The sequence below is a fragment of the Nannocystis pusilla genome (genome assembly GCF_026626665.1).
In the GTDB taxonomy this organism is placed as follows: domain Bacteria; phylum Myxococcota_A; class Polyangia; order Nannocystales; family Nannocystaceae; genus Nannocystis; species Nannocystis pusilla.
Map to the genome: position 1 here is coordinate 2,166,573 of NZ_JAPNKE010000002.1, position 24,225 is coordinate 2,190,797.

The following is a 24,225-nucleotide window of genomic DNA, read 5'->3' on the forward strand; positions in this document are numbered from 1 at the left end:
CGGGACGGTCGAGCGACGAGCCGGGGCGGGGAGCGGGTCCGCCGGGGTCGATTCGCGGATGTCCTCGGAGACATGTCCTCGGGGACCGGGGAGGTGCTCGCGTGGGTCTGTTCGATTTCCGCTGTCCGCTGTCCGGCCTGTCGCTGCGGGCCTGTCGCGCCGTGCACGTCGCGCTGATCGAGCGGGCGCCGGGCGAGTGGTCGCCGCTGACGCTGCCGCTGGTGGGCTACTACGACCGCGGCGGCTCGGTCGACGGCTTCACGCCGGACTTCCGCACCGAGCTGTTCGTCAAGGGCTTCGCCCGCTTCGTCGCGGCGAAGCGGGTCGACGCCGGCGACGCGCGCGAGGAGCTCGGCGAGTTCACGCGCCGGCCAGGCATCGAGTCGCTGCTCCACCTGTTCGAGCGCGTGAACACGATGAGCCAGTGGGGCGAGCTGCAGTTCACGCTCGACGGCTGCCGGCTGCGCCAGGTGCTGTACCACGCGCGGGCGTTCACGGCCCTGGCGCCGCTCGTGAAACCGGGGCAGGCCCCGGAGTACGAGGCGCTCGAGCAGCAGCTGGCGCGCGCGCCGATGGCCCCGCAGGCGCGCGAGATGTTCGAGGAGGTGATCATCGCCGACGACGCGGTCCGGATCGCCGCGAGCGCGGCGCTGTCGCAGGTGACTGCGTTCTCGCGCTGGCTGGTGGCTCACCAGCGACGGTGGTCGCCGGCGGCCGAGACCGGGCAGTTCACGGCGCGCGACGACCTCGGGTTCGCCCGCGAGGCGCTCACGAAGCTGGACGGGCACCCCAAGCTGCTGCCGGTGATCGAGGACGTGCTCGCGGAGCTCGAGGCCGAGGACCGGGAGTGAGGACGGGTCGAAACTTCACCTCCTGCGCGACCGGTGAAGCAGGTCACGCGCGACGAGCCGCGGGCGCGAGCGCGTGCCTGCAGGGGCCGCGGGCGCGCGTGGACGCGGCCGCGGCGGAAAAATCGTCGCGGTGCAATTGGCGGGCGGCCCGACGTCACTCCCCGGGCATGAAGCGCAGCCACGACATCCTCTTCACATCTTCGTCCCTTATTCGTCGCGTATCCGTGTCCCGCCTCGCCTGTGCCCTGAGCGCGCTGCTGTTGCCCGCTGCGGGGTGCGATGCGGAGGCCGACGAGGACGCGGCGGCCGCGGAGGGCTCGGAGCTGGGGATCGAGCCCGAGCTGCAGTTCCGGGCGCCGATCGAGCTGGTCACGGTGCCGGACGACTACGAGTTCCACCCCACGATCGTCGACGAGGATCCGCAGCAGCGCCTGGCGAGCCGCGACCCGCTGCTGTCGCAGTACGAGGCCGGCGAGGGCGGCAAGTTCGGCGTCATCTACGTCGATTACGAGGACAGCGCGGAGTACATCGCGACCTACGACGCGGCGGCGGTGCACGCGGCCGCCGAGCAGCTGGCGGCCCTCGGGTTCGCCGACGCGAGCCCGGGCGAGGAGGACGAGGACCTCGTGACGCCGCGCGGGTGGTCGCACGACGTCGACAACCGGATCTCGCTCCAGGGCATCTCGCTGACGCACTCGACGTTCCGCCGCGTCGGCAAGGTCGGCGGCGGCTGCACCGGGGCGCTGTTCGGCAACCGCCTGGTACTGACCGCGGCGCACTGCATCTTCGACGGCAACGGCGACTACAGCGCCAACCACACCTTCCGGGCCCGCCGCAACGGCGCCGAGCTGCCCTACGGCACCGTGACCTCGCAGGGCGCCTTGTATCCGATCTCGTACCTGAACGACGGCTGCAACACCACGTACACCGGGTCGTGCGTGAAGAACGACTGGGCGATCCTGGTGCTGCCGCCGAACCCGTGGGCGAGCAGCCCGAACGGCGCGCCGGGCTACTTCGGCGTGTACTGGGCCGGCGACGCGACGGTCGCGACCTGGGCCACCAGCAACGTCGGCTACCCCGCCTGCGACGACTCGCTGGCGCCGTCGCCCTGCACGAGCAACGTCGCCTACGGCGACCTGACGTGCGCCGGCGTCGCCCCGGCCGTGTCGGATCCGGACTCGCGCTGGCCGCTCTACGGCACAAGCGGCAAGCTGCGCACCGGCTGCGATTCGAGCGCCGGCCACAGCGGCGGCCCGATCTACAGCAACAGCCCCGGCGTGAACGGGCCGTACATCATCGGCAACACCGTGTGGAACCAGTGCAACTCGAGCACCTGCGCGGCGAACACGGACTACTCGTCGGCGGGCATCCGGATCTCGCAGACCCTGGCCGAGTACATGATGAACCTGCGCGCGACGTACCCCTGAGCCCGGTCGCAGGCCCGCGTTCGCGAGCCGGCGCGGGCCGGTGCAGGATCGGCTAGGGTCGAGGGGCCATGGAAGGCATCATCCTCGTACACCCTCATCCTGCGCCGGCTCGCCGGCTCGTGTCGTCGCTCGTGCTGCTGCTCGCCGCCTGCGGCGCGGACACCAGCGCGGGCACCGAGCCGAACACCGACGCCGAGCTCTCGAGCTCGTCGGGCGCGACCGCGACGACGACCACTACCGAGGCCGGGTCCACCGAGGCGCCGACGAGCGGCACGACCGGCGATGCGTCGACGACGTCGACCGCGTCGACCACGTCGACCGACACGGGGGAGCTCGGGACCACCGGAAGCGCCAGCGAGCCCGGGACCACGGGCGAGCCCGGCAGCACGGGCGAGCCGGTGGACACCGGCGACGAGCCGCCGGTCGACCTGTGCGCGCACCAGGACGACGCCCCGCCGGAAGTGGACGCGCCGAAGGCGATCAACGACGACCCGGCGTTCATCCAGGTCTACGTCAACAACATCGAGAACCTGAAGATCCAGGGCGAGCAGTGCCCCGGCGACTGGACCGACCTCATCGCGTACATGAAGTCGATCCAGCCGAGCCCGGACCTGTTCCTGGTCCAGCAGATCTCGGACAGCGCGCAGCTCGACACGCTGGTGAAGCGCATGACCGACGAGATGCCCGGGATCTTCGAGGGCATCATCGCCGACGCCGATCCGTGGACGCAGCTGTCGCCGTGCGGCAAGGAGAAGGAGAAGCAGACCAACGCGATCATCATCCGCCAGGGCCGCTTCTCCGTCGTCGGCGAGAAGCACGTCTGGCAGTCGTGGGTCAACAAGGACGGCGCGTGCGTGCGCAACAACCAGGCGCGCACCCGCAACGTCATGGTCAAGCTGCACGACAAGATCGCCGACAAGGACGTGACGGTCGCCTCGCTGCACTGGGCGACCGCGCAGGGCGAGGGGCCCGATCCGGCCTGCGCCAAGCAGAACGTGCTCGAGGCCGACGAGAAGCTGCACAAGAAGGGGTTCGGCGGCAAGCTGGTGATCTTCGGCGGCGACTTCAACGAGCCCGACCGCAAGGACAACGACGACTGGCGCCCGTGGTACGCCGAGGCCAACGGCGACGTCGGCGGCGCGCTCAACTACCGCGACCCGATCTTCCGCGCGTGCAAGTCCGGCGGCGGCGTGCAGGCCTGTCTCGACGACAACTGGACGATCGGCGGCGACAAACGCATCGACATGCTGTTCGGAAAGGACGGCCACGGCTGCCGCGCCCGCACCCGCCGCGCCCACACGATCACGTACGCGGAGGCGGAGGCGGCGGCGAAGGAGCTCACGGGCGACACCGACCCGGACCTCAACTACTCGGAGCACCGCGGGATCCGGGCCGAGTTTTATTATTGAACCCGGGCTCCGCGCGCGGTGATCAACCCGCCGCCGCGGGACACAGGCCCCGGGCCTTGCGCGCCGCGGGAGAGTCGGGGTGTTCGCCGGCGATCCGGGCGATCTCGGCGCGGGCCGCCTGGAGCTGTCCGAGCGAGCAGAGCGCGGTGACGAGCGAGAGCCGGCGCTCCTCGACCAGGGCGCCGGCCGGGAACTCGAGCGCGTGCCGCTGCAGCAGCTCGTGGGCCTGCGTCCACGCGCCGGCGCCCAAGGCGGCGCGGGCCTCGGCCATCAGGCTGGACTCGCGGCGCAGGGCGTCGAGGTCGACGGTGGCGGGAGGCGATTCGTAGGATGTCCCCGAGGACATGGCCTTGGGGACATGGATGTGAGTCGCAGCGGGTGCGCCGATTGCGAACACATCCAGCGTCGAGCGACTCGCCCGCGCGGCGGCGGATGCCAGCCGCGCGAACGGCACCGACGATTCGTCGACGGGCGCGACCGGCTCTGGAGGCGTCGGGGAGGCAGGAGCGGGCGCGGGCGGCCGCGCAGCGGCGGGGACGTCGTTCGCTCCGGCCTTCGCCTCGACCGCGGCGGTGCGTGCAGGTGCATCGTCCGGCGCCGGCCGGGCGGCCACGAGCACCGCGCCGACAATCCCGACCACCGCGACGCCGAGCGCGTGTCCGCCGGCGGTCGTGCCGGACCACGCGGCGAGCTGCTGGCCGGGGACCGCGGTCCAGGCCGAGGCGTGGGCCGGACTTGCGCCTGCGGATGCGGCCGCGGCCTCGCCGGCCCCGGTGAGCCCGGCCCCGGCGATCAGCGCGAGCAACACGCGCTGGCGCGTGGCCGGATTCGGCTCGCCGGCCCGCCGGGCGCGGCTCAGCAGCAGCGCCCGCTCGTCGAGCGCCGCCTCGCCGCTCGACCGCCGCTCGCGCAGGCGCACGCGCGCGAAGGTGCGGTCGAACTCCTGTCGGGCCGCCCGCAGCCGCGAATACACCGTGTTCTCCTTGACCTCGAGGGCGCGGGCGATCTCCGGCGCCGTCATCTGCTCGAGCTCGGCGAGCAGGAACACCGCGCGCTTGTCCTCGTCGAGGCGGCCGAGGAAGCGCTCGAGCAGCGCGGCGGCCTCGCGCTCGGCGACCGCGACCGCGCCGTCGAGCGCGCGCGGGGCCTCGTCGGCCAGGGCCTGGGCCAGGCGGTGCTGCCGGCCGGCGCTCCGCCGCTGCCGCCAGGCGATCCGGCGGGCGATGCCGTACAGCCAGCCGCGCACCGAGGTGATCGGCGCGTCGGGGCGGCGCAGGACGACCAGGAAGACCTCCTGGACCGCGTCCTCGACGGCCGCCGGTGGTACGCCGAGGCGGCACAGGTTGCGGTACACGAAGCCGAAGTGCTCGCGGAACAGCGCCTCGAACGAGGCGCCCGCAATGGGCGCCTCCGCGCGGAGCTCGGGTTCGGCGGGCTGCAGCTGCATGTGGTCGCGGTATCTCCGGGTGGCGGGGGTTCCGTCAGAAAATCTGCATCAGGCCGACACCGAGGATCGGAGCGCCGGCGCGCATGAAAAGATTGCGAGCCGGCCTGAAGAATTTTCGACGGGACTCGGCGGTGCCGGAGATGAGCTGGCATGCGTTCGACAGCACGTCTCTTCATCGACTCTTACTCCGTCACGACCCCGCCGCCCGGCTGCGCAGCGGCATGCATTCTATTAAAAAGATCACGCGCTGCGCGAGCCTGGGTTGCTGGATCGCCGCCATCGCGGGCTGTGACGGCAGCGGCGCGACGAGCACGGCCCATACGACCGACCCCACCACGGGCGACGAGTCGACCGCTGCGTCCTCGCTCACGGAGGACAGCACCGGCGACGCGACCACCGTGCCGGGGACCACCGCAGTCACCGACCCGAGCGCCGGCACGAGCACGAGCGACGGCCCCACCAGCGAGGCCGGCACGTCCGAGGTCGGCACGAGCAGCACGACCGAGGACAGCACCACCGCGAGCAGCGCGACGACCGAGGGCACGACGACCGAGGGCACGACGACCGAGGACAGCACCACCGCGAGCAGCACGACGACCGAGGGCACGACGACCGAGGGCACGACGGAGGGCACGACGACCGAGGGTTGCGAGAGCGAGCTGCGGGCGGTCAAGCTCGCGCGGTTGATCGATCCGGCCGACGGCAGCGTCCTCGAGCCTGCGATCGTCATCGTCCAGAATGATCGGGTCGTCGCGCTCGCCACCGACGAGAACGAGATCCCGTGCGGCGCCGAGGTCGTCGACTGGTCGAGTTACACCGGCGTGCCCGGGCTGGTCGACGCCCACACGCACTTCATCTACCAGACCGACGACGAGCCCGGGACCTTCCCGTGGCAGCGGAGCTGGTGGCTGTTCCAGAACTCGCCGGAGACCCTGGCCGAGCTGGCGCGGCAGGCGGCGGAGAAGACCATCAAGCTCGGCGTCACCACGGCGATCGACAAGGGTTGCGGCCCCGGCGACTACCTGATCGCCGAGCTGCGCGACGCGATCGCGGCCGGCGAGGTCACGGGCCCGCGGATCTACACCGCCGGCTACGGCATCAGCGGGCCGGTGCCGTCGATCGACGTGATGAAGGGGTGGATCCAGCAGAACGTGGCCGACGGCGCCGACCTGATCAAGGTGTGGGCCGACAACTGCAGCGACGACACGTTGACCTGCAGCTCGAAGTTCACGTTCGAGCAGCTCAAGGCCGCGGTCGACCAGGCGCACGCGCTCGGCCGGCCGATCGCGATCCACGCCTATCACGCCGACACCGCGAAGCTGGCGATCATGGCCGGGCCGGACTCGCTGGAGCACCCCGAGGGCCTCGATACCATCGACTTCATGGACATGATCGCCATGGGGGTCACCTACGTGCCCACGATCGATCACAACCGCTATTACAAGGACAACCTGGCCTATTTCGGCTACGACCCGGGCAAGGCCGCGGAGTTCGAGGCGTACATCGCGTTGAACCTGGCCACCGCCAATCAGGCCCACCTCGCCGGGGTCGACATCGCGATGGGCTCCGACGCGGTGTTCAGCGGCTTCGGCGAGAACACGCGCGAGCTCGAGTGGTTCATCGAGGCCGGCATGACGCCGCTCCAGGCCCTGCGCGCGGCGACGATCGAGGGCGCGGCCAGCATCGGCGTCGAGCACGAGGTCGGCCGGGTCGCGGTCGGCTACTTCGCCGACATCGTCGCTGTCGACGGCGACCCGCTCACCGACGTCAGCGTGCTGATCGGCGACGTCCACGGCGTCATGAAGAGCGGCGTGGTCGTGCCCTGAGCGGCGCGCCGACGAACCGCCGCAGCGGACGCGCGGGCCGACATCAGGCGCGCCCGGGCAGGTCCGCGCGGGTTCGCCTGCGGCCTCGCGCATCCCGCATCGAGGACCGCAGGTCAGGTGCGTCGGCGGATCGACGCGCCGTCGAGACAGAGCCGGCGGCCTGCGGGTATCGTACGGCGATGTCCTACGCTTCACGCCTGCGCTACCGGAGCTCGACGGCCGCCCGACTCACCCTTTCACGCGGAAGCCTCGCGGCGTTGCTCGCCGGCTGCGCGCCGGCGGATCCCGGCGAGAGCACCGGATCGACCGCCGCGGCGACGACGACGACCGAGGCGTCCACCGGCTCGCCGACCGGCGACGCGGCCACGACCCCGACCACCAGCGAGGCCTCGACCCAGGGGTCCGGCGACGTCACGAGCGCGGCGAGCACGAGCACGGCGAGCACGAGCACGACGAGCACGAGCGAGGCGAGCACGAGCGAGGCGAGCACGAGCGAGTCGTCGACCACCGGCCCTGTCGGCTGCACGAAGAACGTGGTGCTGATGGGCTACTGGCCGCCGACCAACGAGATGCTGCGGCCGTGGAGCACCGATCCGGCGCAGAACCCGGACGGCTGGATCGGCGCCGATTGGGGCGGCTACGGCTACGACGTCCATTCGTTCTTCCCCGAGTTCCCGCCCGACGGCGATCCGACCAACGACGACATCGGCGATCCGGGCGCGGTCGGCTCGCCGGACTTCGACCTGCGCGTCGACTATCAGGCGACCTCGAAGGACTTCTGGCGGCTGGTGGACGAGTACCAGCCGATCATCTTGGTGACGACCAGCCGCGGCGGCGATATCGGCTGGGAGATCGAGGCGCTCGAGGGCGGTCACGGCCTCGACAACCCCGGCGGGCCCGCGCAGGACTGGCTGTCCGACGCTCACGGCGCCGAGCACCAACCGACGAAGTCGACGACCGAGGCGCGCTCGTGGGACGCGATCAGCGAATACCGCCAGGGCAACACGCTGCCGAGCCAGCTCCCGCTCGAGGTGATCGCCGCCGCGACCGAGCCGCTGGGCATCACGTCGGTGGTCATCGATCAGCAGACCAGCGGCAACTTCCTGTCCGGTTTCCTCGGCCTGCACGGCGTCTATTACAATCAGCTCGCCCCGCACAACGTGGCCGCCGGCCACATCCACGTCGGCTACGGCCTCCCGGTCGCCGACGCCAGCGCGCTGCTCGAGGCGACGCTGCACGCGGTGCTGCAGGCGCACCCGGCCGACTCCGTCGACTGCCCGTGAGGCTGACTGCGCAGGGCCGCGAGTCCGGCGGCTCTGCGCGTCGTCGCGGACTCGCCAGACGCCCGAGAACAACTTGACGAACGGCAGGGCGTCGCCTGTCTCGCCGGGCCCGTCGCCGCGTCGCGGCCCCACCAGTCGCTCGCCCGCCACAAGGCGGAAGAGGACAGCGAGGAGCCACGTGCTTCGGAGAGCGCAGCCCGTCGTCTACATGCGACGGATAATTTCGCCCGCCTTCGGCATCCCGCGGAGCACCGTATGCCACTGTTGTTGATTCGGGCCAACGAAATCGAGGACCTCGTAGTCGCTGAATCCGATCGGCATCGTCACCCCGCCGGAATTGACGCCCAAGGCGCCATCGTTGCCATCGAAGTGCAGGTGTGCGGCGTTCATGCCGGACTTCGCCAGATCATCGCCTTGGGTGACGGGAAGGTAGTACACTGGGCCAGTCTGCGGCGCGAAGAACGGGTTCCCGTCCATGAAGATATCGGTGAAGCTGAAAGGCTCGAGGTGGAGGTAAAGCACGCTTTCGTTCGGGGCGACATTGATGCGGACGGCGTTGGCTTCAGTAACGTCGGCTGGGAGCACGACTCCCTCCTTTACGTAGTAGATCTGCCCGGACGCTGCAGCCGACACCGTCCCCTGCATCGGAGCCACGACGCGTTTGAAGTCCCAACTGAACGCTGCGAAGCCGTTGTGCGAGCCGCCCGCGGAATCCGGGGCCTGCTGCACCTGCCATACCTCGCCGGCGGGGAACGGCAGTTGGTAGCTGCCCTGGGTCGGCGCGACGTGCGGCCCTTCGAACAGATCCGCGTCGCCGGCGTTCGCCGACTTGACCCCGGAGGCGACCGTGAGGCGCTGGACAAAGTTGCTCACCGGCGCGACCGGCGTGACCGGCGTGACGATCTTCGGCCCCGGGGGCGTCTGCAACCCGTAGGTGTCGAAGGTCATACCGGCGACCATCGCCGACTCGTCGCCTCCGAATCCACACTGCATGATCTGAGAAATATTCGCCTGACTCAGCGCGCTGTCGAATACGGCGACCTCGTCGATCAGCCCGTAGAACTGCCAGGACTTGCTGGACTCGAGGTTGAGCCCGCTCGTGCGACGACCGAGGCGCAGTTCGCCCTGCGGAACCTGGGATGGGCTCATCGGATCCGTCGGGCTGAACGAGATCTCGACGCCGCCGACCGGGGACAGCAGAACGCCATTGAGGTAGAGCTTGAAGGTGAACTTGCCGCTGACGTCGGCGGCCGTCCGGACGAGCGCGATGTGGTTCCACTGCCGCTTCACGTAGCCGGGCGCGATGTAGTTGACCTTCTTACCTCCAAGGTCGACGTTCAGCACCGGGTCGCCGGGGGTGACGACTTTGTTGTTCTGGATGACGACGTTGCCGTCGCGGTAATCCCCTTGGCCGACGAGGTACGTGCCGCTGCCGTTCTCGGCGAAGATCGGCCCGGAAGTAATTGTAGGTGAACTCGGGCATCACCCAGCCCATGACCGTGTGCGGGCCGTCGAAGAAGCTCGAGAAGTCGATGTTGGTGTCGAGGTAGCCCTTCTGATTGATCTTCCAGGCGCGCTCGATCGCTGGATCGGGGATAAAGTGGCATGCTCGTTGTTCGCGAAGCGGTCCCGCGAGCTCGGTCGGGCCGGTGGGCGTCGGACCAGGCGGGTCGCCAATGTCGGCCGCGTCGGCCTCCGCGACGTCGTCCGCGGCGAGCTCGCTGGAGGCGAGGTCAAAGTGGGGTCGTCACAGGCGCTGCCCCCCAGCGCGAGCGGCAGTACGAGGGCTGACGCGCGCACGAGCCTATAGCGAGGTGCGAGCACAAACGGAGAAAGGCTGTAATGCATGGTGACAATCTCTTTCGATGGGTGAACGTAGCTGAGACTCGGCCGCAATCCGCTGACGATCGTCTCAAATGCGCTAGTGCCCGGGCGCCGAAAAACAATTTCGGACCTCGAACTTTCCCCGTGCCAACCTCTGGACCCCACTCGCGACCTCACCCTGAACGCATCCGGTGGACGTGACGCAGCATTCCGACCTCGCGCACGCGTCTGTCGAGTGTCACGATCGTGGTGACCCTTCGAACCGACGGCGCGAGCGAGCGCGCGGCGCGGCTCCAGGCCAGCGCGCAGACAGCTCAGCATCGCACCGAAGTCGGGCCGCGGCTGCCAGCCGAACTCGTCGCGTGCGCTGCGCGATAGGCCGCGGCGTGGTGGTGGCGGGACGGCCGGGCGTTCGGCGCGAAGCGCTCCGTTGCGCAGTCGCTGCTCTCGACTCGTCGGGCGCGGCGTCACCGCCGCGCCTGTCGACTGGCGAGTTTGGCAGGACAAACAGTAGCCGCTGCCCTCGACCTTGCTGCTCTCGGTGCGGCACTCCTGCCACAGATGCTCGACGGGTTGGGCCCGTCGATCGCCACGTCTTCGGCTTCGGCGGGGTCGAGCGCAGCTCGAGGAACTGCGCCGTGGGCCCCGTCAGAGACGGCGCAGCCAGAACGGCTCGTCCGGCCACCGGCGCTCGCGGGCGTAGGTGGCCAGGCGGTGCTCGAGGTACCGCTCGTAGAGCCGTTCGACGCGCTCGGCGTAGGCCGGCAGCCCGCGCGGGTCGCCGCCGCGGGCCGCGACGATGGCCTTCGCGCCGGCGTCGGCGGTGAGGAGGGCGTCGGCGAGGCCCTGCGACGACAGCGGATCGACCGAGAAGGCGGCGTCGCCGACGGCGATCCATCTGTCCCCGAAGACATGGGAGAGTCGGCCGGTCCGGGCGTCCGCGCCGCGCGGGGCCTCGATCGGCAGGTAATCGCCCGCGGCCAGGGTCGCGGCGATGAAGCGGGTGCGCACGAGCAGCTGCACGAACTCGGCGCGCGCCGAGCAGGCACCCGGCTCGTGATCGCGGAGCAGGGCGACGACCCGCTCGCCCGTGGGCACCCGCACCGTGTACCACCAGCCGTACGCCGCGGCCTCGACGAGAATGCGGGTGTCGAACTCGCCGGGGACACCGGCGCGGAAGCGGGCGTAGGTGGCGACGAGCGCGTCGACGTGGGTCCGCGTCGCGCCCAGCCGATTCGCCAGAGCGGCCGGCCGGCCCGAGGCATCGATCGCAAATGCAGCGATCACGCAGGTCCCGTCGTCGAGGCGTAGTTCGAGCGCCTCGTCGCCGCGGTGGGCGGCGCCGACGAGGCGGGCGATTCGCAGCACCGCGCCGCCCTCGCAAGCCCAGCGGCGCAGGCCGGCGTCGAACCGCGCACGGTCGAGGATCCACCCGTGGCCGTAGGGCTCGCCGATATGGTCGTACACGCCGAGATCGTCGCTGCCCCACGCGGACAGGGTGCCGTTACCGGGCAAGGCGTCGCGCACGAGCGGCAGGAGCCCGAGCGCGTGCAGCAGGGGCCGGGCCGCGGGCGGGAGCCCCTCGCCGATCCGAAACCCCTCCGGCCGCGGGTCGATCATCGTCACGGCGAGGCCGGCGCGCGCGAGCAGACCCGCCGCGAGCGCACCGGCTGGACCGGCACCGATGACGACGACATCCATCATCGCCGCGCTGGCTTGTGGACGGGCACCGGCCACTCGTGCGGCTCGAGCTCGGCGGCCTCGCCCTTCAGCGGGCCGGCGACACCGCCCGCCGCGACGCGCAGTCGGCTCGGCACGCCGGGGACGTCGCTCGGACCCGGCTGCACCTCGAGCAGCCCCATCTCGTGGAACTCATGGACCATCTGGACCATCTGCTCGGGTGCGCTCCCCCTGAGGCGCGCGTTCCAGTCGGCGCGCGCGGCGAAGGCGTCGCGGCGGGTCTCCAGCGGCCGCGAGGTGTCCATGAGCACCCGGTATTGCTCGAGCGTGAGCACCTGATTGGGCACGCGCGCGGGCCAGAAGCTGGGGATGAAGGGGTCGTAGGCCTTGTCGTAGCCGGCGCGGCAGAACGCGGTGTCGGCCTGCCAGGGGAGCCCCATCCAGCGCGTGAGATCGCCGGGGCCCTGCTCGTGCAGCGGGCCGTTCGGGCCGAGCGCCACCGATTGCGTCAGCGTCGAGCCGTAGCTCGGCGCCGGCGTGCCCGCGGGTCGGTGACGGATCCGGAACGGCCGGTCGAACATCGTCAGATGGCGGATCGGCCAGGTCACCTCGCAGCCCGGATGGAACGCGTCGGCGAGCGCGTGGTCGAGCGCCGCGCGGTCGAGCATCCCCGGTTGCTCGGCCAGCGGCACCTCCTCGATCGCCGCGTACGTCGGCAGCTCGACCGCGAGATCGTCGATGAAGTCGCCGGCGACCCATCTGGCGAGCACCTGCTCCTGCGTCCACGTGATCGCGGCGTTCTGCCGCGGGTTGTCGACCGCCACCGACTCCATCGCGTCCCCGTAGAGCCACGGCCACGGCAACTGGTTGCCGTCGCTCGGGGTCGACGGGCGGAAGCTGTTGGCGACCTGCCGCCGGATCTCCTGATTGCGATCGTACCCGCCCTGCGCCGGCTTCCACGCCAGCTCGGCGGCCAGCGCCGGATCGTCGAAGTCGAGCCGCGATCCGGCCCCGAACGCGACCGCGAAGCCGTGATTGTTCCACTGCAGCCCGGACAGCCGGCGCAACAGCGGCCAGACGTCGCGCTTGAACGCGACGTCGTGCTGCGCCGGCAACCAGCCCGCTTGCACGTACACGTCGACGAGAAGGTCGTGGAGCGTGCGCACGCCGAGGACGCCGGGCCCGTAGTCCGGCGGCGCGGTGACGACCCAGGCGCCCTCGACGGGGATCTCGGCGCCCTCGATGCGGACGGTCGCGGTGACGGGCCCGTCGGAGGTGTCGTCGTACCAGCCATCGGCGTTGATGAAGGTCGTCGGGACGTTGGGGTCGAAGATCGGCTGGTTGGTCGGCGAGGCCGACACGCCGTGGCCGCCGAGGAACACCAGACGGCCGGCGTCGTCGGTGCGGAGCTGACCGAGCTGCACCGACGTGCCCTGGAATGGCCGGCGATCGTCGGGCCGACGGTGGACTTGCCGCGGACCTCGGCCGGCCCGCCGTCGATCACGAGGCGCGCGCGCTCGGGCGCGGGCACGCCGGCGTTGCGCAGCGGCAGCGTGACCGTCTCGGCCTCGGGGATGTCGAACGCGAGCTGCCACTGGAACCAGGCGGCCTTGCTGTTGGCGACATGGACCCGCCAGGTGATGTCGGCGGAGTTGGCCGTGATCTCGCCGACGACCTCGCCCGCGGCGTTGTAGCCGTAGATCCGGAAGCGCGCGGCTTGCCGTTTGAGCGCCCCGGTCGAGTCGCGCCAGGCCCCGACGGGCGCGGGCGGGGCATCGACCACCTCGGGTCCGTACAGGTACTCGCTCGCGCTGTTGCCGACGCGGGCGATGCCGATCGCAGGGTGGATCGCGGCGCGCACGATCCGGCGATCGACGGCCGTGGGATACGCTCGACCGTCGTCCCACGTGTCGGGCCGCGGCGCGGTCGGCTCGCCGCGCGGCTGGCCGTTGACGTCCCGGCGATTGTCGGCAGAGGCGCGGTAGACCACCCGGCGCGCTTCGGAGATGCTGCCGACCGGCGCGTGCGCCGGCAAGGCGTGCCACGGGTTGAACGCGAGGCTCTCGCCGTACGCCGACTGACCGCGGGCGTCCAGGTCCTGCTGTGGGAGCACCAGAGTGCCGACGCGCACCGGCGGGCTCTCGCGCTCCGACCATTCGACGGTCGCGCGGTCGAGCGGCATCTCGCCCTTTCTCAGTGCACATAGAACCCGAAGCGGGCCTCGCCGGCGGCCATGCGGCGGTGGAGGTCGGCACGCAGATAGGTCGGGTCGTCGAACGCGGCGGGCGGGCCGTCCCCGGCGGCCTCGGGCACCAGCTTGTACTTGACGTACTCCTGGCCGAGGCTGTACGGCAGCACGCTCCAGTAGGGGGTGGCCAGCGCCGAATCGACCTGCTTCTCCATGTCCTTCAAGATCTGGGCGGTCACCTCGTTGTCGGCGAGCCACTGATCGAGCTGGCCGTTCAACGAGGCGCAGGTGAATGCGCACATCTTGGCGGCGTCGTCGACGAAGAAGACCGGGTGATTCTGCAGGATGAAGTCGTGCGTCCGCGCCTCCTCGTCGGGCTCGAGCAGCTTCGGCCCGTCGACGTCGAACAGCTTGATCCCCACGCCCAACGTGCCGCCCAGGTCCGGCCGACCCGGCTGCAAGTCGCTCGAGAAGCGGACCCACGCGCGATGGACCGCGCCCGGCGCGAATACCCCGACTTGGACCTCGGCCGGCAAGTCTGCGCGCACCTCGAACCGCCCGTGCGCCGCGCCGTGCAGGCGCAAGAACACCGGGCGCGTCGCAGGATCACGACCGGTGGCGAGCGCACGATTCTGGGCGACTCGCACGAACAGCCGCTCGAGGCCGCCAATGGGGTCACTGTCGCAATCGCAGGGCGGCGCGGGAGGAGCGAAATCGCGGCTCACGGTCATCATCACCTCTTTTCGCCCGGGACCGTACACGAGCCCGCAAAGCCTGACAACGACGTCTTTGCGGCTAGCCATATGGGTGGTGGCGGGGACAATGCCGATTGTCGATCCCGGCGGCGCATTCGCCGTCGGCGTCCGGAATTGGCGTGAGTGGTCGAGCGAGCGAAACGTTGATCGCCGGTCCCTACACTGTTCGCTCGCGTGGTCGCCAGGACCGCCGACGCGTCGCGCGGGCGAGGTGCGCGCGGACGCGTGAGAACCGCGAGCGACGTCGAGTGCGGCGAACCCGCAGCAGGAATGCCGCTCGCCGCGCTCGAGCGGCGCGGCGTCACCGAGGAGGCGCGAAAAAGAGCCCGAGTCGGCCTATGCTGCCGGGCGATGGCCGAGCCGTTCAAGAACCTGATCAACACCGAGGTCGTGCAGGCCATCGGCCACCACCTGAAGCGCGTCGATCCAGGCTTCGATCGCCGCGATTTCGAGGCGCGAGCGCTGACGCGGCTGGACACGCTGGAGCTGAAGGCCCGCGTGCTGCAGGTGGCCGACGCACTGGTGGCCACATTGCCGGCCGACGTCGACCGCGCGGCCGGGCTGCTGGAGGCCAGCCTCGGGCCGCCGGGCGCGGGTGACGACCTGAGCGCGCTACGGATCAGCGAGCGCGGCCTGGCCGGCTGGGCGGTGTGGCCCTTGACCGAGGCGATCGCCCGCCTGGCGATCGACGCGCCCGAGCGTGGCCTGGCCGCGCTCCACGCGATGACCCAGCGATTGACCGCCGAGTTTGCGATCCGGCCGTTCATCGTGCGACACCCCGCGGTGTGCTACGCGACCCTCGCGCGCTGGGTCAGGGACCCGAGCGCGCACGTGCGACGGCTGGTGAGCGAGGGTAGCCGTCCGCGCCTTCCATGGGGCCTGCGGCTACAAGCGCTGGTGCTCGACCCCTCGCCGACGCTGCCCTGGCTCGCCGTGTTGCAGGACGACCCCAGCGAGTACGTGCGGCGCAGCGTCGCCAATCACCTGAACGACATCGCCAAGGACCACCCCGCGCGCGTGGCCGAGTGGCTGGTGCGCCACTTGCCAGGTGCGTCGCCCGAGCGTCGCGCACTGCTTCGGCACGCCAGCCGCACTTTGATCAAAAAGGGCGATCCGGCGGTGCTGGCCGCCTGGGGACTGGGGCAGGCTTTTCGCGGCGAGGTGGAGTGGAGCGTGGCCCCGACCCGGGTCGCCATCGGCGGTGAGACGACGCTGCGCCTGGTGCTGCGCTCGACCGCGGCGAAGCCCCAGCGCCTCGTGATCGACTACGCCGTACACCACGTGAAAGCCAATGGCAGCACCTCGCCGAAGGTGTTCAAGGGCTGGACGATCGAACTCGGTCCACGAGAGGAGCGCGCGCTGGAACGCCGCCACTCCTTCAAGCCGGTGACGACGCGCCGTTACTATTCCGGCGTGCATATGGTGGACCTGCGCATCAACGGCCAGGTCCTGGGCGAGACCGCAGTCCACTTGCGAACATGAGCGTCGCCATGAGGCGACGCCACGCCAGGTCATGCTCGCCAGCGCAGGCAGTCGCGCGGGCTGCAGGATCGCACGGCGATGGCCGGCGTGTCGACCCTGCAGCCTCCGCGGCTCAGCCCGGCATCACGCCCTAGCGAGCGGATCCAGGACCTCGTCGCCAACGCGGTCGGCGATCCGGACCGGCGCAACCAGCTCAACAACTTCCCCGAGCGACCCTGCAGGCCCGACGTAGACACTCAGCGGGGATTTTCGCGACCTCGCCCTCGACCTCGCTTTCGGCGTGGGGAATGTCGGGCCACTGCTCCGGGAACACGTCGGCAGAGCAACGGGCTCATCGTCGGCATGTGCATCACGCACGCCCACGGGCGCGCCGAGGTCGAGGCCGCGTACACGTTGATCGAGCGCAACGACCCGACGCGAAGCCGTCGCACTGTCGCCGCCGACAAGGGCTACGATACGCGCGACTTCGTCGAGGGGTGCCGCAGGATCGGCGTCACCCCGCACATAGCCATGAATACAGGCCGCAGCGGCGGATCCGCGATCGACGGCCGCACGTCCAGACACGAGGGCTATCCGATCAGTCAACGGTTCCGGAAACGAATCGAGGAAGTTTTCGGCCGCGAGAAGACGGTCGCCAACTTCCGCAAGACTCGATTCCGAGGCAAGCAGCGGAACGAGATGGCGTCACTTCTCGTCGGCGCTGCCTACAACTTGCTCCGGATGGCCAAGCTGGTGCTGCCCATCGCATGAAGCCCAGCGTTCCGGGCCCCCACAGAGGACCGCGGACCTCCCGCGGGGAGGCGGCTGACCCACCCAGTCCTCTCGGACAGGTACTCGGCTGCACGATGAGCTCAGATTCGAGCCCGAGGCTCTTTCTTCAGCGTCCTGCTAAACCTGACCAGCACTGTGTCTCAAAGTCATTGACAGGCTCCGCGCCGAGTTCGCGCGAAGCGGATCTACAGACTCGTTTGATCATCGCCGAGCCTGACGCTCGAGGAGCTCCGCGAGCTGTTTCAGATTTTCATTGAAAGGTCTACTGGCGAGCAGCTCGCGGACGAGCCCGGCCAAGCCGTCCGCGAGCGCGCCCTGATCGGCCTGGTGGGCAGCGTCCAGCCACCGAGAGTGCGGCCGGCCGCCGCTCTTCAGGCGCTTACGCTCTCCGCCTGCACGGACCCATAGATCCTCCAATTCGTCCGGAAACAGGTCCGCCGCGAGTTCGGCGACCCGGGCGACCAGACCGGCCTTCGCGTCTGGCGGCACCCAACGGTCCCACAGATAGGAGAACGTATTTGCGACCACCGGGAAAGCAGGCTTCGGCAAGCCTCGGCCGCGGGACGCAGTCCGGGAGAGGTCCAGGACCGCCGGTAAAGCTCCTCTGCGGCCTCCGCCCATCGCCGGGCCAGCACGGCCTCACCGATGGACTGCGCGACTGGCGTCAGTTCGGCGGACGGCAGAGGCCTGAGCCAACTGAGCGCGTCGGGTTCGCTCAGGGGCACGTCCCAGCCGAGGAGCATGGCGAGCACTCTTGCCGACGGTGGGTCTCTTTGCAGCCTTTCGAGCAACGCCTGCATCAGCACGGGTTCAGGGGTCTGGATGGCGTGCCCGGCGTTGCACCGTCGAATCAGACTGTCGACGACGCGCGGCAGCAAAGCCGCGCGGGCGGAAGCGCTCAGTACGGCCCACAACGCCGCTCGTCTGGGATGAAGGAGGGCGCTCTCCACCAGCCCGTCCGCGAGGACGACAATCAGCGAGTTGCAGTCGTCGCCGGCCGACGCCGCGTGGAGCAACACGTTTGCTAGCTCCTGGCGATCCGCTCCCGGAGGCCAGGGGCCCTCCCGCGGCCACGTGTGCCGTCCACAGCGCCCTCCACGCAGGCTGCCTGGCGTCGACGGCGGTCAGCAGAGCGGGCTCTTGGGCGGTACGCCGCGCGACGAGGTCCGTCCACTGCGGCTCCGGATCCGCGATCACCTCGCTGACGAGCACGTCTCCAGCCAGACGCTCGGCCAGCAACGCCAAGCCGGACGGGGGCCCGGGGAATGTCCGCTGGGCGCGGATCGCCTGGTGTGGCGACAGCGTCCGCATCACCACCCAGGCGTGCAGGCGCGACCACTCGCGCTCGATGGCCTGGGCGCGGAGGTTGGCGAGCGCAGCCGCATTGAGGTGGTTGCCGCTCGCCGCATCGAGGATGCGCTCCTCGACCGCCTCCGTCGCCGGAAGCAATGTCGAGAGCGCGGCTCGCGTGTCGGGGTATGCCAGCCAGGAGAAGGCCGCTTGGGCCCAGTGGGGATCCGGAGCGGCCAGCCGCCGCGAGAGGCTCTCGCTTACCGCGCGGCGCCACCATTCGAGACTTTGATCGGATGCGAGCCGCTCCAGCATCCGCGCGGCGTCGGCGGCGGGCAGGTGCGCGAAGTGCCGGTCCGTCCACGCCGCGACCTCGTCCGGTAGACCTGACGCATCAGGGAATTTCGTCAGGTCGAGATTGGCGAGGGACTGCACGAGGCCGGCGTCGGCAACCGCCAGCCCCCGAGTCAGCCCCGCTAGCGCCTCATGCTTGAGCGCGGGCGCCGCGGCGGTGGAGGGGGCGAGCACCGTCAGGGTGCGCAGTACATCGAGCGCGTGCCGCGGGGTCGGCGAGGCGCGTAGACGCTCCAGTCTGTCGGCGGCCCGGGCCACATCTTCAAGAAAGCCGAGACCTGTCGACAAATGCGAACAGCCGGAGAAGACCTCGGTGAAAACGGGGTCATCACGACCGATGAACCACCGCGCGGCCCGGCTCGATGCAGGTACATAGGAGGACGCCTCGATCCTCGGATGGTCCGCCCATTGTTGAGCACGCGAAGCAGGCACACCGAAGATCCACGGCGGTGCCACCGAGTCGCCGCCTTGTGGCGGGGTGACGGCGACGCGCGCCGAGAAGGCTTTTCGTGCGGCCGGCCAGAGGCGGGACCACAGCGCGGCGATCATGCCGGGCCAGATCGATAGATCGGACACGACCGGGATCGTGACGCCCGGGGCCAGCAGTGCCTCGGCGGCGGCCGCGAGCAGCGCCTTCGGCGGCGATGGGATCGATGCTTCGTCGCTGAGGCACAGCATCATAGGGAGTAAATCCTCCACCGAGCCGACCTCGTCGAGGCGCCACAGCGCAACCTCGCTGCGAACCATTCCGCCTCGAGCCGCTTGTTCGTCGGGCAGCGTCCACCACAGCGCCCACCACGGCTCGACCGGACCGCAGCCGACGGATGGCCACCAGCGCTCGCCCGGTGCGAAGATCCCTGGCTTGTCGGTCAGGCCGAGCAGCACTTCCGGCGGCTGCGCAGGACCCTCCCATGCAAGCAGCGTATGCATGTTGTCCTTCGCGCCGTAACTCGCTCGCAGCGCGCGGGTCATGGCGACTCCAGCAGCCAAGCCAGGGGCTTGCTCAGGTCAGGATCATGCGGTCCTCCGCCGGGGGGCACGACCCATCCCTGCATCTCGGGCCCGTCGTCGATGAAGGCCTCGTCATCGCTGTTGCGATGGAGCGGCCGTCCGAGCGCCGACAAGCCCCACACGCTGACGGCGTCGGCCGCCCAGTTGCTCTCGATGAACGACGACACCAGCGGGAGCGCCTCGGCGAGCGCTTCTCGGGGAGGGCGCTCGGCCAGCTGCAACTCATCATAGCATGACAGCAGCACGCCGAGGCGAGGTCGTCGGAGGCGGGTCATCGTGCTCAGTCCGGCGACGTGCAACAGGATCTGCAGCAGTTCGACCCACTGCGCATTGGCGTCCCACTTCTCCACGCGCTCGATGTTGGTGTCCCGGCTGCCCGACCGCTTCGCCAGCTCCTCGAGCGCATCCGGGTACTTCGTCTCGGCGTTGAGCCGGATCAACAGGACCCAACCATCGGCGGAGGTCAGCCGTTTGCGCCACGCCTCGGACACCGCGCGCTGGGTGAAGACAGCGCGCAGTTGCTCGCCACCGTAATCGGGCCAGCGCAGATCCATGGCGCGACCGCACGCATCGACGAGCGGGAGCGTCACCTCCGACCAGATCTGGGCTGGCGTGTGCTCGGCGGATCTGCCGGCTTCGAGACACTGCAGCACCTCGTCCAGCGCGCTGAGGTCGGGTGGCGTCCCTTGGTCGCGGCGGAGATGGAGCCCGCCCGGACGGCGACGCAGCCGACCGTAGAGCTGGCCTGCGTAATGCGTCTTGCCGCTGTTCGGGCCGCCGAGCAGCACGAGCTCAGGAGTGCGCATGATGCCCTCGAAACGCCGCGAAGGGGTGGTGCTCGAGCACGGGCTCCGTCACCGCGCGGGCCCGAGGCGGTGACCAAGCCAGACTCAGGACGGACTCCAGGGCGCCCGCCAGCGTACGTCTGTCCGTCGTGGTGCTCTCGACCTCGGAGGCGTGCGGGATGCACTCGTTCAGGGCTCGGCGGAGCTGCGCACGAATGCCAGCATTTGGCGGATGATCGGCCTTGGACCACACCAGTGTGGTCGGCCGATCACGAGCGTGATTGCCGAGCCGCTCGAGCAGCTGGCGAATGTTGTTGCGAGCGGGACCGCGCTGCGATCCGGCGAGACGCTCGCAGTCCGCGAGGACCAGGAAGGCGTCGGCGCGCTCGACGATCCACCGCGCGCCCTCGGCGTCGGGAGCGTCCTCCTGGATCGCCCAGCGCGTGAACCATTCTCCGGGAGCGTCGGTCAGCAGGACGTCGCGGAGCTCGTCCTGCCGGCCGCGGAGCCCGACGTGAAGGAGCCCCGGAACGCGGCTGGTGCCACGCGGGGTGTGCGGCGGGAAGGACGGCCGGCGAGCGGCATCGTCGAAGCGAACCCAGGCCGCAAGCGACTCCCAGGCGTGCAGCGTACGCGACGCGGCGAAGCTGGCGTCGGCGAGCCGGCCCCCACGCAGCAGCTCGAGGTAGTTGCCGAGCAGCAAGGTGGTCTTCCCCGTGTCTTGAGCGCCCAGCACGCCGATCAGGATCATCCGTCCTTGGGCGGACAGGTTAACCAGATCCGTGAGCCCGAGGGCGCCCCCGGACCAGGGCACGCGCACGGAGGCGGGGGCCGACTCGGGCACAGCCTCGGAGGAGGTTTCGCCGGCCGACCAGAATGGGCACCGAGTGTGGTCGCGCGCGCCGTCCCAGCACGCCTCGCCTGCGTGAGCGAAGCAGTTCACCTGCGAGCAGCGCGTCATCATGAGTGGCCCTCGGCGAGTTGTACCGCCTGCTCTTGGCGGAAAAGGGCTCTGGCCAGCTCAGGGAGGCTCAGCGCGACATCGCCGCGTACGCTCGCTCGCTTGGCGCCTTCGTCGAAGTTCCAGTCGCGGTCCGTGAGAGCCGACAGCACGAGATCGCGGAGGCTGAGACGGCCCACTTGCGGCACGCCGCCCAGCCGAGCGAGCCAGGCCTCGGGAACTTGCCCGCGTGCAGCCCGCAGTGACGCGAGAACTTCGGAGAGCGGGAGCCGGTGCTCGAAGCTGGCACCCGGAGCCGCTGCACGGTCTCGGCGAGCAGGTAGACGACGCTCGCAGGCGCGGGCTTGGTCACTTGATCGAGAAGATCGACGGCCATGGCGACTGCAGCGATCGGGACGGGTAGTTCGCGGTATCCGCGGCGCAGAGACGGCGAGTACAGAGCCTCCGACCACCACAAGGCGTTCAGTCGCAGCTCTTCGGCCTGCTTGCGGGCCTCACTCGCGGTGAACGCGTCATGCACCCAACGTTGTTGCTCGATCAGCATGTCGCCGAGTGCCTTGAGGACATCGGCCTCCAAACTTTGCATGCGCGTCGCCAGTTGGGTCTGGCTCTGTGCGAACGCCGCGCCGAGTCTGTCCAACTCGTCGGCGAGCAGGGCGTTCATCCGATCAGCGAACTCCCAGCTCCAGTGCTGGGGATTCTGAGAGGGAACGAACTGGTTCGGATTTGGGAGACCATTATTTCGATAGTTCGGATGGACCGTCGCGGCGACTCGCTGCAACAGGTGCTCACGCTCGACCTGAGTCGGTGCGGACACGGCCATCGACGCCTTTGTGGGAGACAGGGAAACCGGTCTCGGTTCGGCCGGCATCATCGGACGCGCGAGGGCAGCCTGCTCGGTGCGCTGCGCCAGCATCTCCAGCATGCGACGTGCGGCGGCCTCTTCCCGGCCCAGGCGCGCGTGCGGCAGCGTGTCGGCCGCGGTCAGCCACAAGATCGCTGCGTTGCGACCTTCGGCCGCGCGCGAGCAGGCGTCGAGCAGGATTGCCCGCAGCAGGCCGACCGGAGAATTGATGTGGATCGAGCGCATCGCCTTCCATTCCGCGATCAGCGCCTGCTCTGCGCGAGCGACCGCCGGGTCGGTGTCGGAAACTTCGGGATCGAGCGCGGCCAAGATGGCTTCGATCAAGAGCGGCGGTTTGGCACGAAGCTGCTCGGCGACGGTGACCGCCGCCTTCTCGATTTTCAGAGCGCGAGTCGTCCCCCTCGATCTTATCGATCAGACCGGCGCTCAAGAGTTCGCTTAAAACTGCTGTCATGGTCGTCTCCGTGAACCGACGTCAGCGGAAGGAGCTCACGGCGAGCCGAGCTCCACCCGTTCGATGTGCTCGAGCAGCACCGTGTTGTTGGGCAGGTCATCCAGGGCAGCCCGCAGCAGCGCCGCCGGGCGCACCGCAGCGCCCTGCCTGCTCTGTAGCCAGAGGCGTTGCCATAGGTCGCGCGGCCGTGCGATGTTCTCGACATCGCTGGCCTTGCCGCCGGCGCGTACCCACACAGCACGGGCGTCGCGGACGTCGGGGTAGGCCTCGGCGAGCGTTTGGATCAGCTCATCCGGATGCGCGGACGGGATACGTGAGGCGGGATGAAGGCCACCATGAGAGGTCGTCACGGAGGTTTCGACCGGCGCAAGCGTTGGCGTGATCATTGCGGACAGCGGCGCGCCGCAGGCCATGGCAGCACGCTCGACGTCATCACGGTGGCGGCTGAAGTCTGACCGGAGGCGGGTGAAGAATTCGGCGTCGAGGTAGCCGCGGCGACGGAGGACCTCGACGCCGCCCGCGATTACGTGTGCGGCCGAGGCGACTCCGCCGGGAAAGTGCGCAACCAGCGAGGAGCCGTCTGGCCCGAGGGACACCCACCCGCGGAAGTCGTCGCCGGTCGGAAAGAGCGAGAGGAGAAGGCGGTGGAGCAGCTCGTTTGGCTCGATCCGGACGTCCGCGGCTCCCGTGGAATGGATCGTCGCAGGCGCGAGCGCCGTTCGGACCGTCGTGACGGCGGCCGGCGTACTTGTCACGGGTGCCGCAGACGTGGGCGGAGTCTTCGCGTCACGCAGCGGCAGCATCTTGAGCGGGCCGAGCGGGGCGGCGACGATTTCGGGCAGGCCCATGAGGTGCCGGACGAGCTGCTCGAGTTTCTCGGGGTAGGCCTCCGCATCGGGCGGTAGCGTGTAGCGCTGGTATGGACGGAGGACGATTGGGATGTCGGCCTCCGGGGTGCCCTCGAAGAGGACGGGGATGAAGCGCGTGTTGCGAGTGCTGGCGTCGTAGAGGTACTGCGTGGCCAGTAGCCCCTCGAAGGTGACGCCCTTACCGACGCCGACCGCCTCCTGGCCCTCGAAGCGCCTCCGGTAGGTCGCCGTGCAAATGATGAGCACGAAGTCGGCCGACTCGACCTGGGTCATCATCCAGCGGGGCCAGCCCTCAAGCGGCGCCGGAACGAAGCGATCGAGATGCACGTCGAGACCCCAACGCCGAAGCTGCTGGGCGAGCGCCAAGACAGCCTCCCGATGCGGCTCGGAGTCGTGGCTGTAGCTGATGAAAACGCGCGGCACCTTGAGGCGGAGTGTGTCGGGACGCAGCGCGGCGGCTCAACGCAGCGAACGACGTTCGCGTGGCCGAGAACGTGCGCTTAGACACGGCGCCCTCTCGCGCGGCTCGTCTCGCTGTTCTTGGCCTACACCGCCGCCCTAACCGCGTCCCAACGTCGCCGCCCAACCCTCCGCTCCCGTCCCCGCTTGTGATTCTTGGCGGGCGTGGTCCGCGTGCTCGCTGGCGACGAAGATGACCTGCCTGGCGTCGGCGCGGACCACCCGAGCCCGCCG

Annotated in this window: 17 protein-coding genes and 2 pseudogenes; 7 read left to right on the plus strand and 12 right to left on the minus strand. The window is 69.9% G+C overall.

Features of this window, described 5'->3' with window-relative positions; translation table 11 throughout:
• Positions 1-101: 101 nt before the first annotated feature.
• The 3 genes from OV079_RS09480 to OV079_RS09490 all read left to right on the plus strand — a co-directional run bounded on the left by OV079_RS09480 (position 102) and on the right by OV079_RS09490 (position 3,687).
• Positions 102-851 (plus strand): hypothetical protein, encoded by a 750-nt coding sequence (locus OV079_RS09480; RefSeq protein WP_267767621.1) that lies wholly within the window; start codon positions 102-104, stop codon positions 849-851.
• A 224-nt stretch (positions 852-1,075) separates the two neighbouring features.
• Complete coding sequence (locus OV079_RS09485) at positions 1,076-2,278, plus strand: trypsin-like serine peptidase (protein ID WP_267767622.1); 1,203 nt, start codon at positions 1,076-1,078, stop codon at positions 2,276-2,278.
• A gap of 68 nt (positions 2,279-2,346) precedes the next feature.
• A complete protein-coding gene (locus OV079_RS09490) occupies positions 2,347-3,687 on the plus strand; it encodes an exonuclease/endonuclease/phosphatase family protein (RefSeq protein ID WP_267767623.1) in 1,341 nt (446 codons plus the stop codon).
• Positions 3,688-3,709: 22 nt separating this feature from the next.
• Here the strand turns inward: OV079_RS09490 and OV079_RS09495 are convergent, their stop codons facing one another.
• Complete coding sequence (locus OV079_RS09495) at positions 3,710-5,134, minus strand: RNA polymerase sigma factor (RefSeq protein WP_267767626.1); 1,425 nt, start codon at positions 5,132-5,134, stop codon at positions 3,710-3,712.
• A 140-nt stretch (positions 5,135-5,274) separates the two neighbouring features.
• Here OV079_RS09495 and OV079_RS09500 point away from each other — a divergent pair, with 140 nt between their 5' ends.
• A complete protein-coding gene (locus OV079_RS09500; protein WP_267767628.1) occupies positions 5,275-6,960 on the plus strand; it encodes an amidohydrolase family protein in 1,686 nt (561 codons plus the stop codon).
• Positions 6,961-7,139: 179 nt separating this feature from the next.
• Positions 7,140-8,243 (plus strand): hypothetical protein, encoded by a 1,104-nt coding sequence (locus OV079_RS09505; protein WP_267767630.1) that lies wholly within the window; start codon positions 7,140-7,142, stop codon positions 8,241-8,243.
• 204 nt (positions 8,244-8,447) lie between these two features.
• Here OV079_RS09505 and OV079_RS09510 read toward each other — a convergent pair whose 3' ends face one another.
• From OV079_RS09510 to OV079_RS09525, 5 genes and pseudogenes are all read right to left on the minus strand, one after another.
• Positions 8,448-9,587, minus strand: a complete 1,140-nt coding sequence (locus OV079_RS09510) for a LamG-like jellyroll fold domain-containing protein (protein WP_267767632.1) — start codon at positions 9,585-9,587, stop codon at positions 8,448-8,450.
• Positions 9,588-10,715: 1,128 nt separating this feature from the next.
• On the minus strand, positions 10,716-11,771 hold the full coding sequence (locus OV079_RS09515) for a tryptophan 7-halogenase (RefSeq protein WP_267767634.1): 1,056 nt from the start codon (positions 11,769-11,771) through the stop codon (positions 10,716-10,718).
• Entirely contained in the window at positions 11,768-13,171 is a 1,404-nt protein-coding gene (locus OV079_RS57520) for a LodA/GoxA family CTQ-dependent oxidase (RefSeq protein ID WP_420829397.1), read from the minus strand. Before OV079_RS57520 ends, OV079_RS09515 begins: the two co-directional genes overlap by 4 nt.
• Positions 13,172-13,266: 95 nt before the next feature.
• Positions 13,267-13,929, minus strand: a pseudogene (locus OV079_RS57525) (LodA/GoxA family CTQ-dependent oxidase); the annotation flags it as partial.
• A gap of 11 nt (positions 13,930-13,940) precedes the next feature.
• Positions 13,941-14,660, minus strand: a complete 720-nt coding sequence (locus tag OV079_RS09525) for a catalase family protein (protein ID WP_267767638.1) — start codon at positions 14,658-14,660, stop codon at positions 13,941-13,943.
• A 381-nt stretch (positions 14,661-15,041) separates the two neighbouring features.
• On the opposite strand from OV079_RS09525, the gene OV079_RS09530 reads away from it, so the two are divergent.
• Together OV079_RS09530 and OV079_RS09535 are read left to right on the plus strand one after the other, a co-directional pair.
• Positions 15,042-16,172, plus strand: a complete 1,131-nt coding sequence (locus OV079_RS09530) for a DNA alkylation repair protein (protein ID WP_267767640.1) — start codon at positions 15,042-15,044, stop codon at positions 16,170-16,172.
• Between the two features lie 78 nt (positions 16,173-16,250).
• Positions 16,251-16,922 carry a transposase gene (locus OV079_RS09535; protein ID WP_267767642.1) on the plus strand — a complete coding sequence of 224 codons (672 nt, stop codon included), beginning with the start codon at positions 16,251-16,253 and terminating at the stop codon, positions 16,920-16,922.
• A 222-nt stretch (positions 16,923-17,144) separates the two neighbouring features.
• Here OV079_RS09535 and OV079_RS09540 read toward each other — a convergent pair whose 3' ends face one another.
• The 6 genes and pseudogenes from OV079_RS09540 to OV079_RS09565 all read right to left on the minus strand — a co-directional run bounded on the left by OV079_RS09540 (position 17,145) and on the right by OV079_RS09565 (position 23,955).
• Positions 17,145-17,471 (minus strand): effector-associated domain EAD1-containing protein, encoded by a 327-nt coding sequence (locus tag OV079_RS09540; protein ID WP_267767644.1) that lies wholly within the window; start codon positions 17,469-17,471, stop codon positions 17,145-17,147.
• A gap of 282 nt (positions 17,472-17,753) precedes the next feature.
• Positions 17,754-19,559: a GAP1-N1 domain-containing protein gene (locus OV079_RS09545; protein WP_267767646.1), complete on the minus strand. Its 1,806-nt coding sequence runs from the start codon at positions 19,557-19,559 to the stop codon at positions 17,754-17,756.
• The gene (locus tag OV079_RS09550) at positions 19,556-20,386 is read right to left on the minus strand and encodes a TRAFAC clade GTPase domain-containing protein (protein ID WP_267767648.1); all 831 of its coding nucleotides are present in this window, start codon (positions 20,384-20,386) and stop codon (positions 19,556-19,558) included. Before OV079_RS09550 ends, OV079_RS09545 begins: the two co-directional genes overlap by 4 nt.
• Before the next feature lie 4 nt (positions 20,387-20,390).
• A complete protein-coding gene (locus OV079_RS09555) occupies positions 20,391-21,134 on the minus strand; it encodes a TRAFAC clade GTPase domain-containing protein (RefSeq protein ID WP_267767649.1) in 744 nt (247 codons plus the stop codon).
• A gap of 209 nt (positions 21,135-21,343) precedes the next feature.
• Positions 21,344-22,620: pseudogene (locus tag OV079_RS09560) on the minus strand (GTPase-associated system all-helical protein GASH).
• Positions 22,621-22,698: 78 nt separating this feature from the next.
• Positions 22,699-23,955, minus strand: a complete 1,257-nt coding sequence (locus OV079_RS09565; RefSeq protein WP_267767651.1) for an SEFIR domain-containing protein — start codon at positions 23,953-23,955, stop codon at positions 22,699-22,701.
• Positions 23,956-24,225 lie beyond the last annotated feature (270 nt).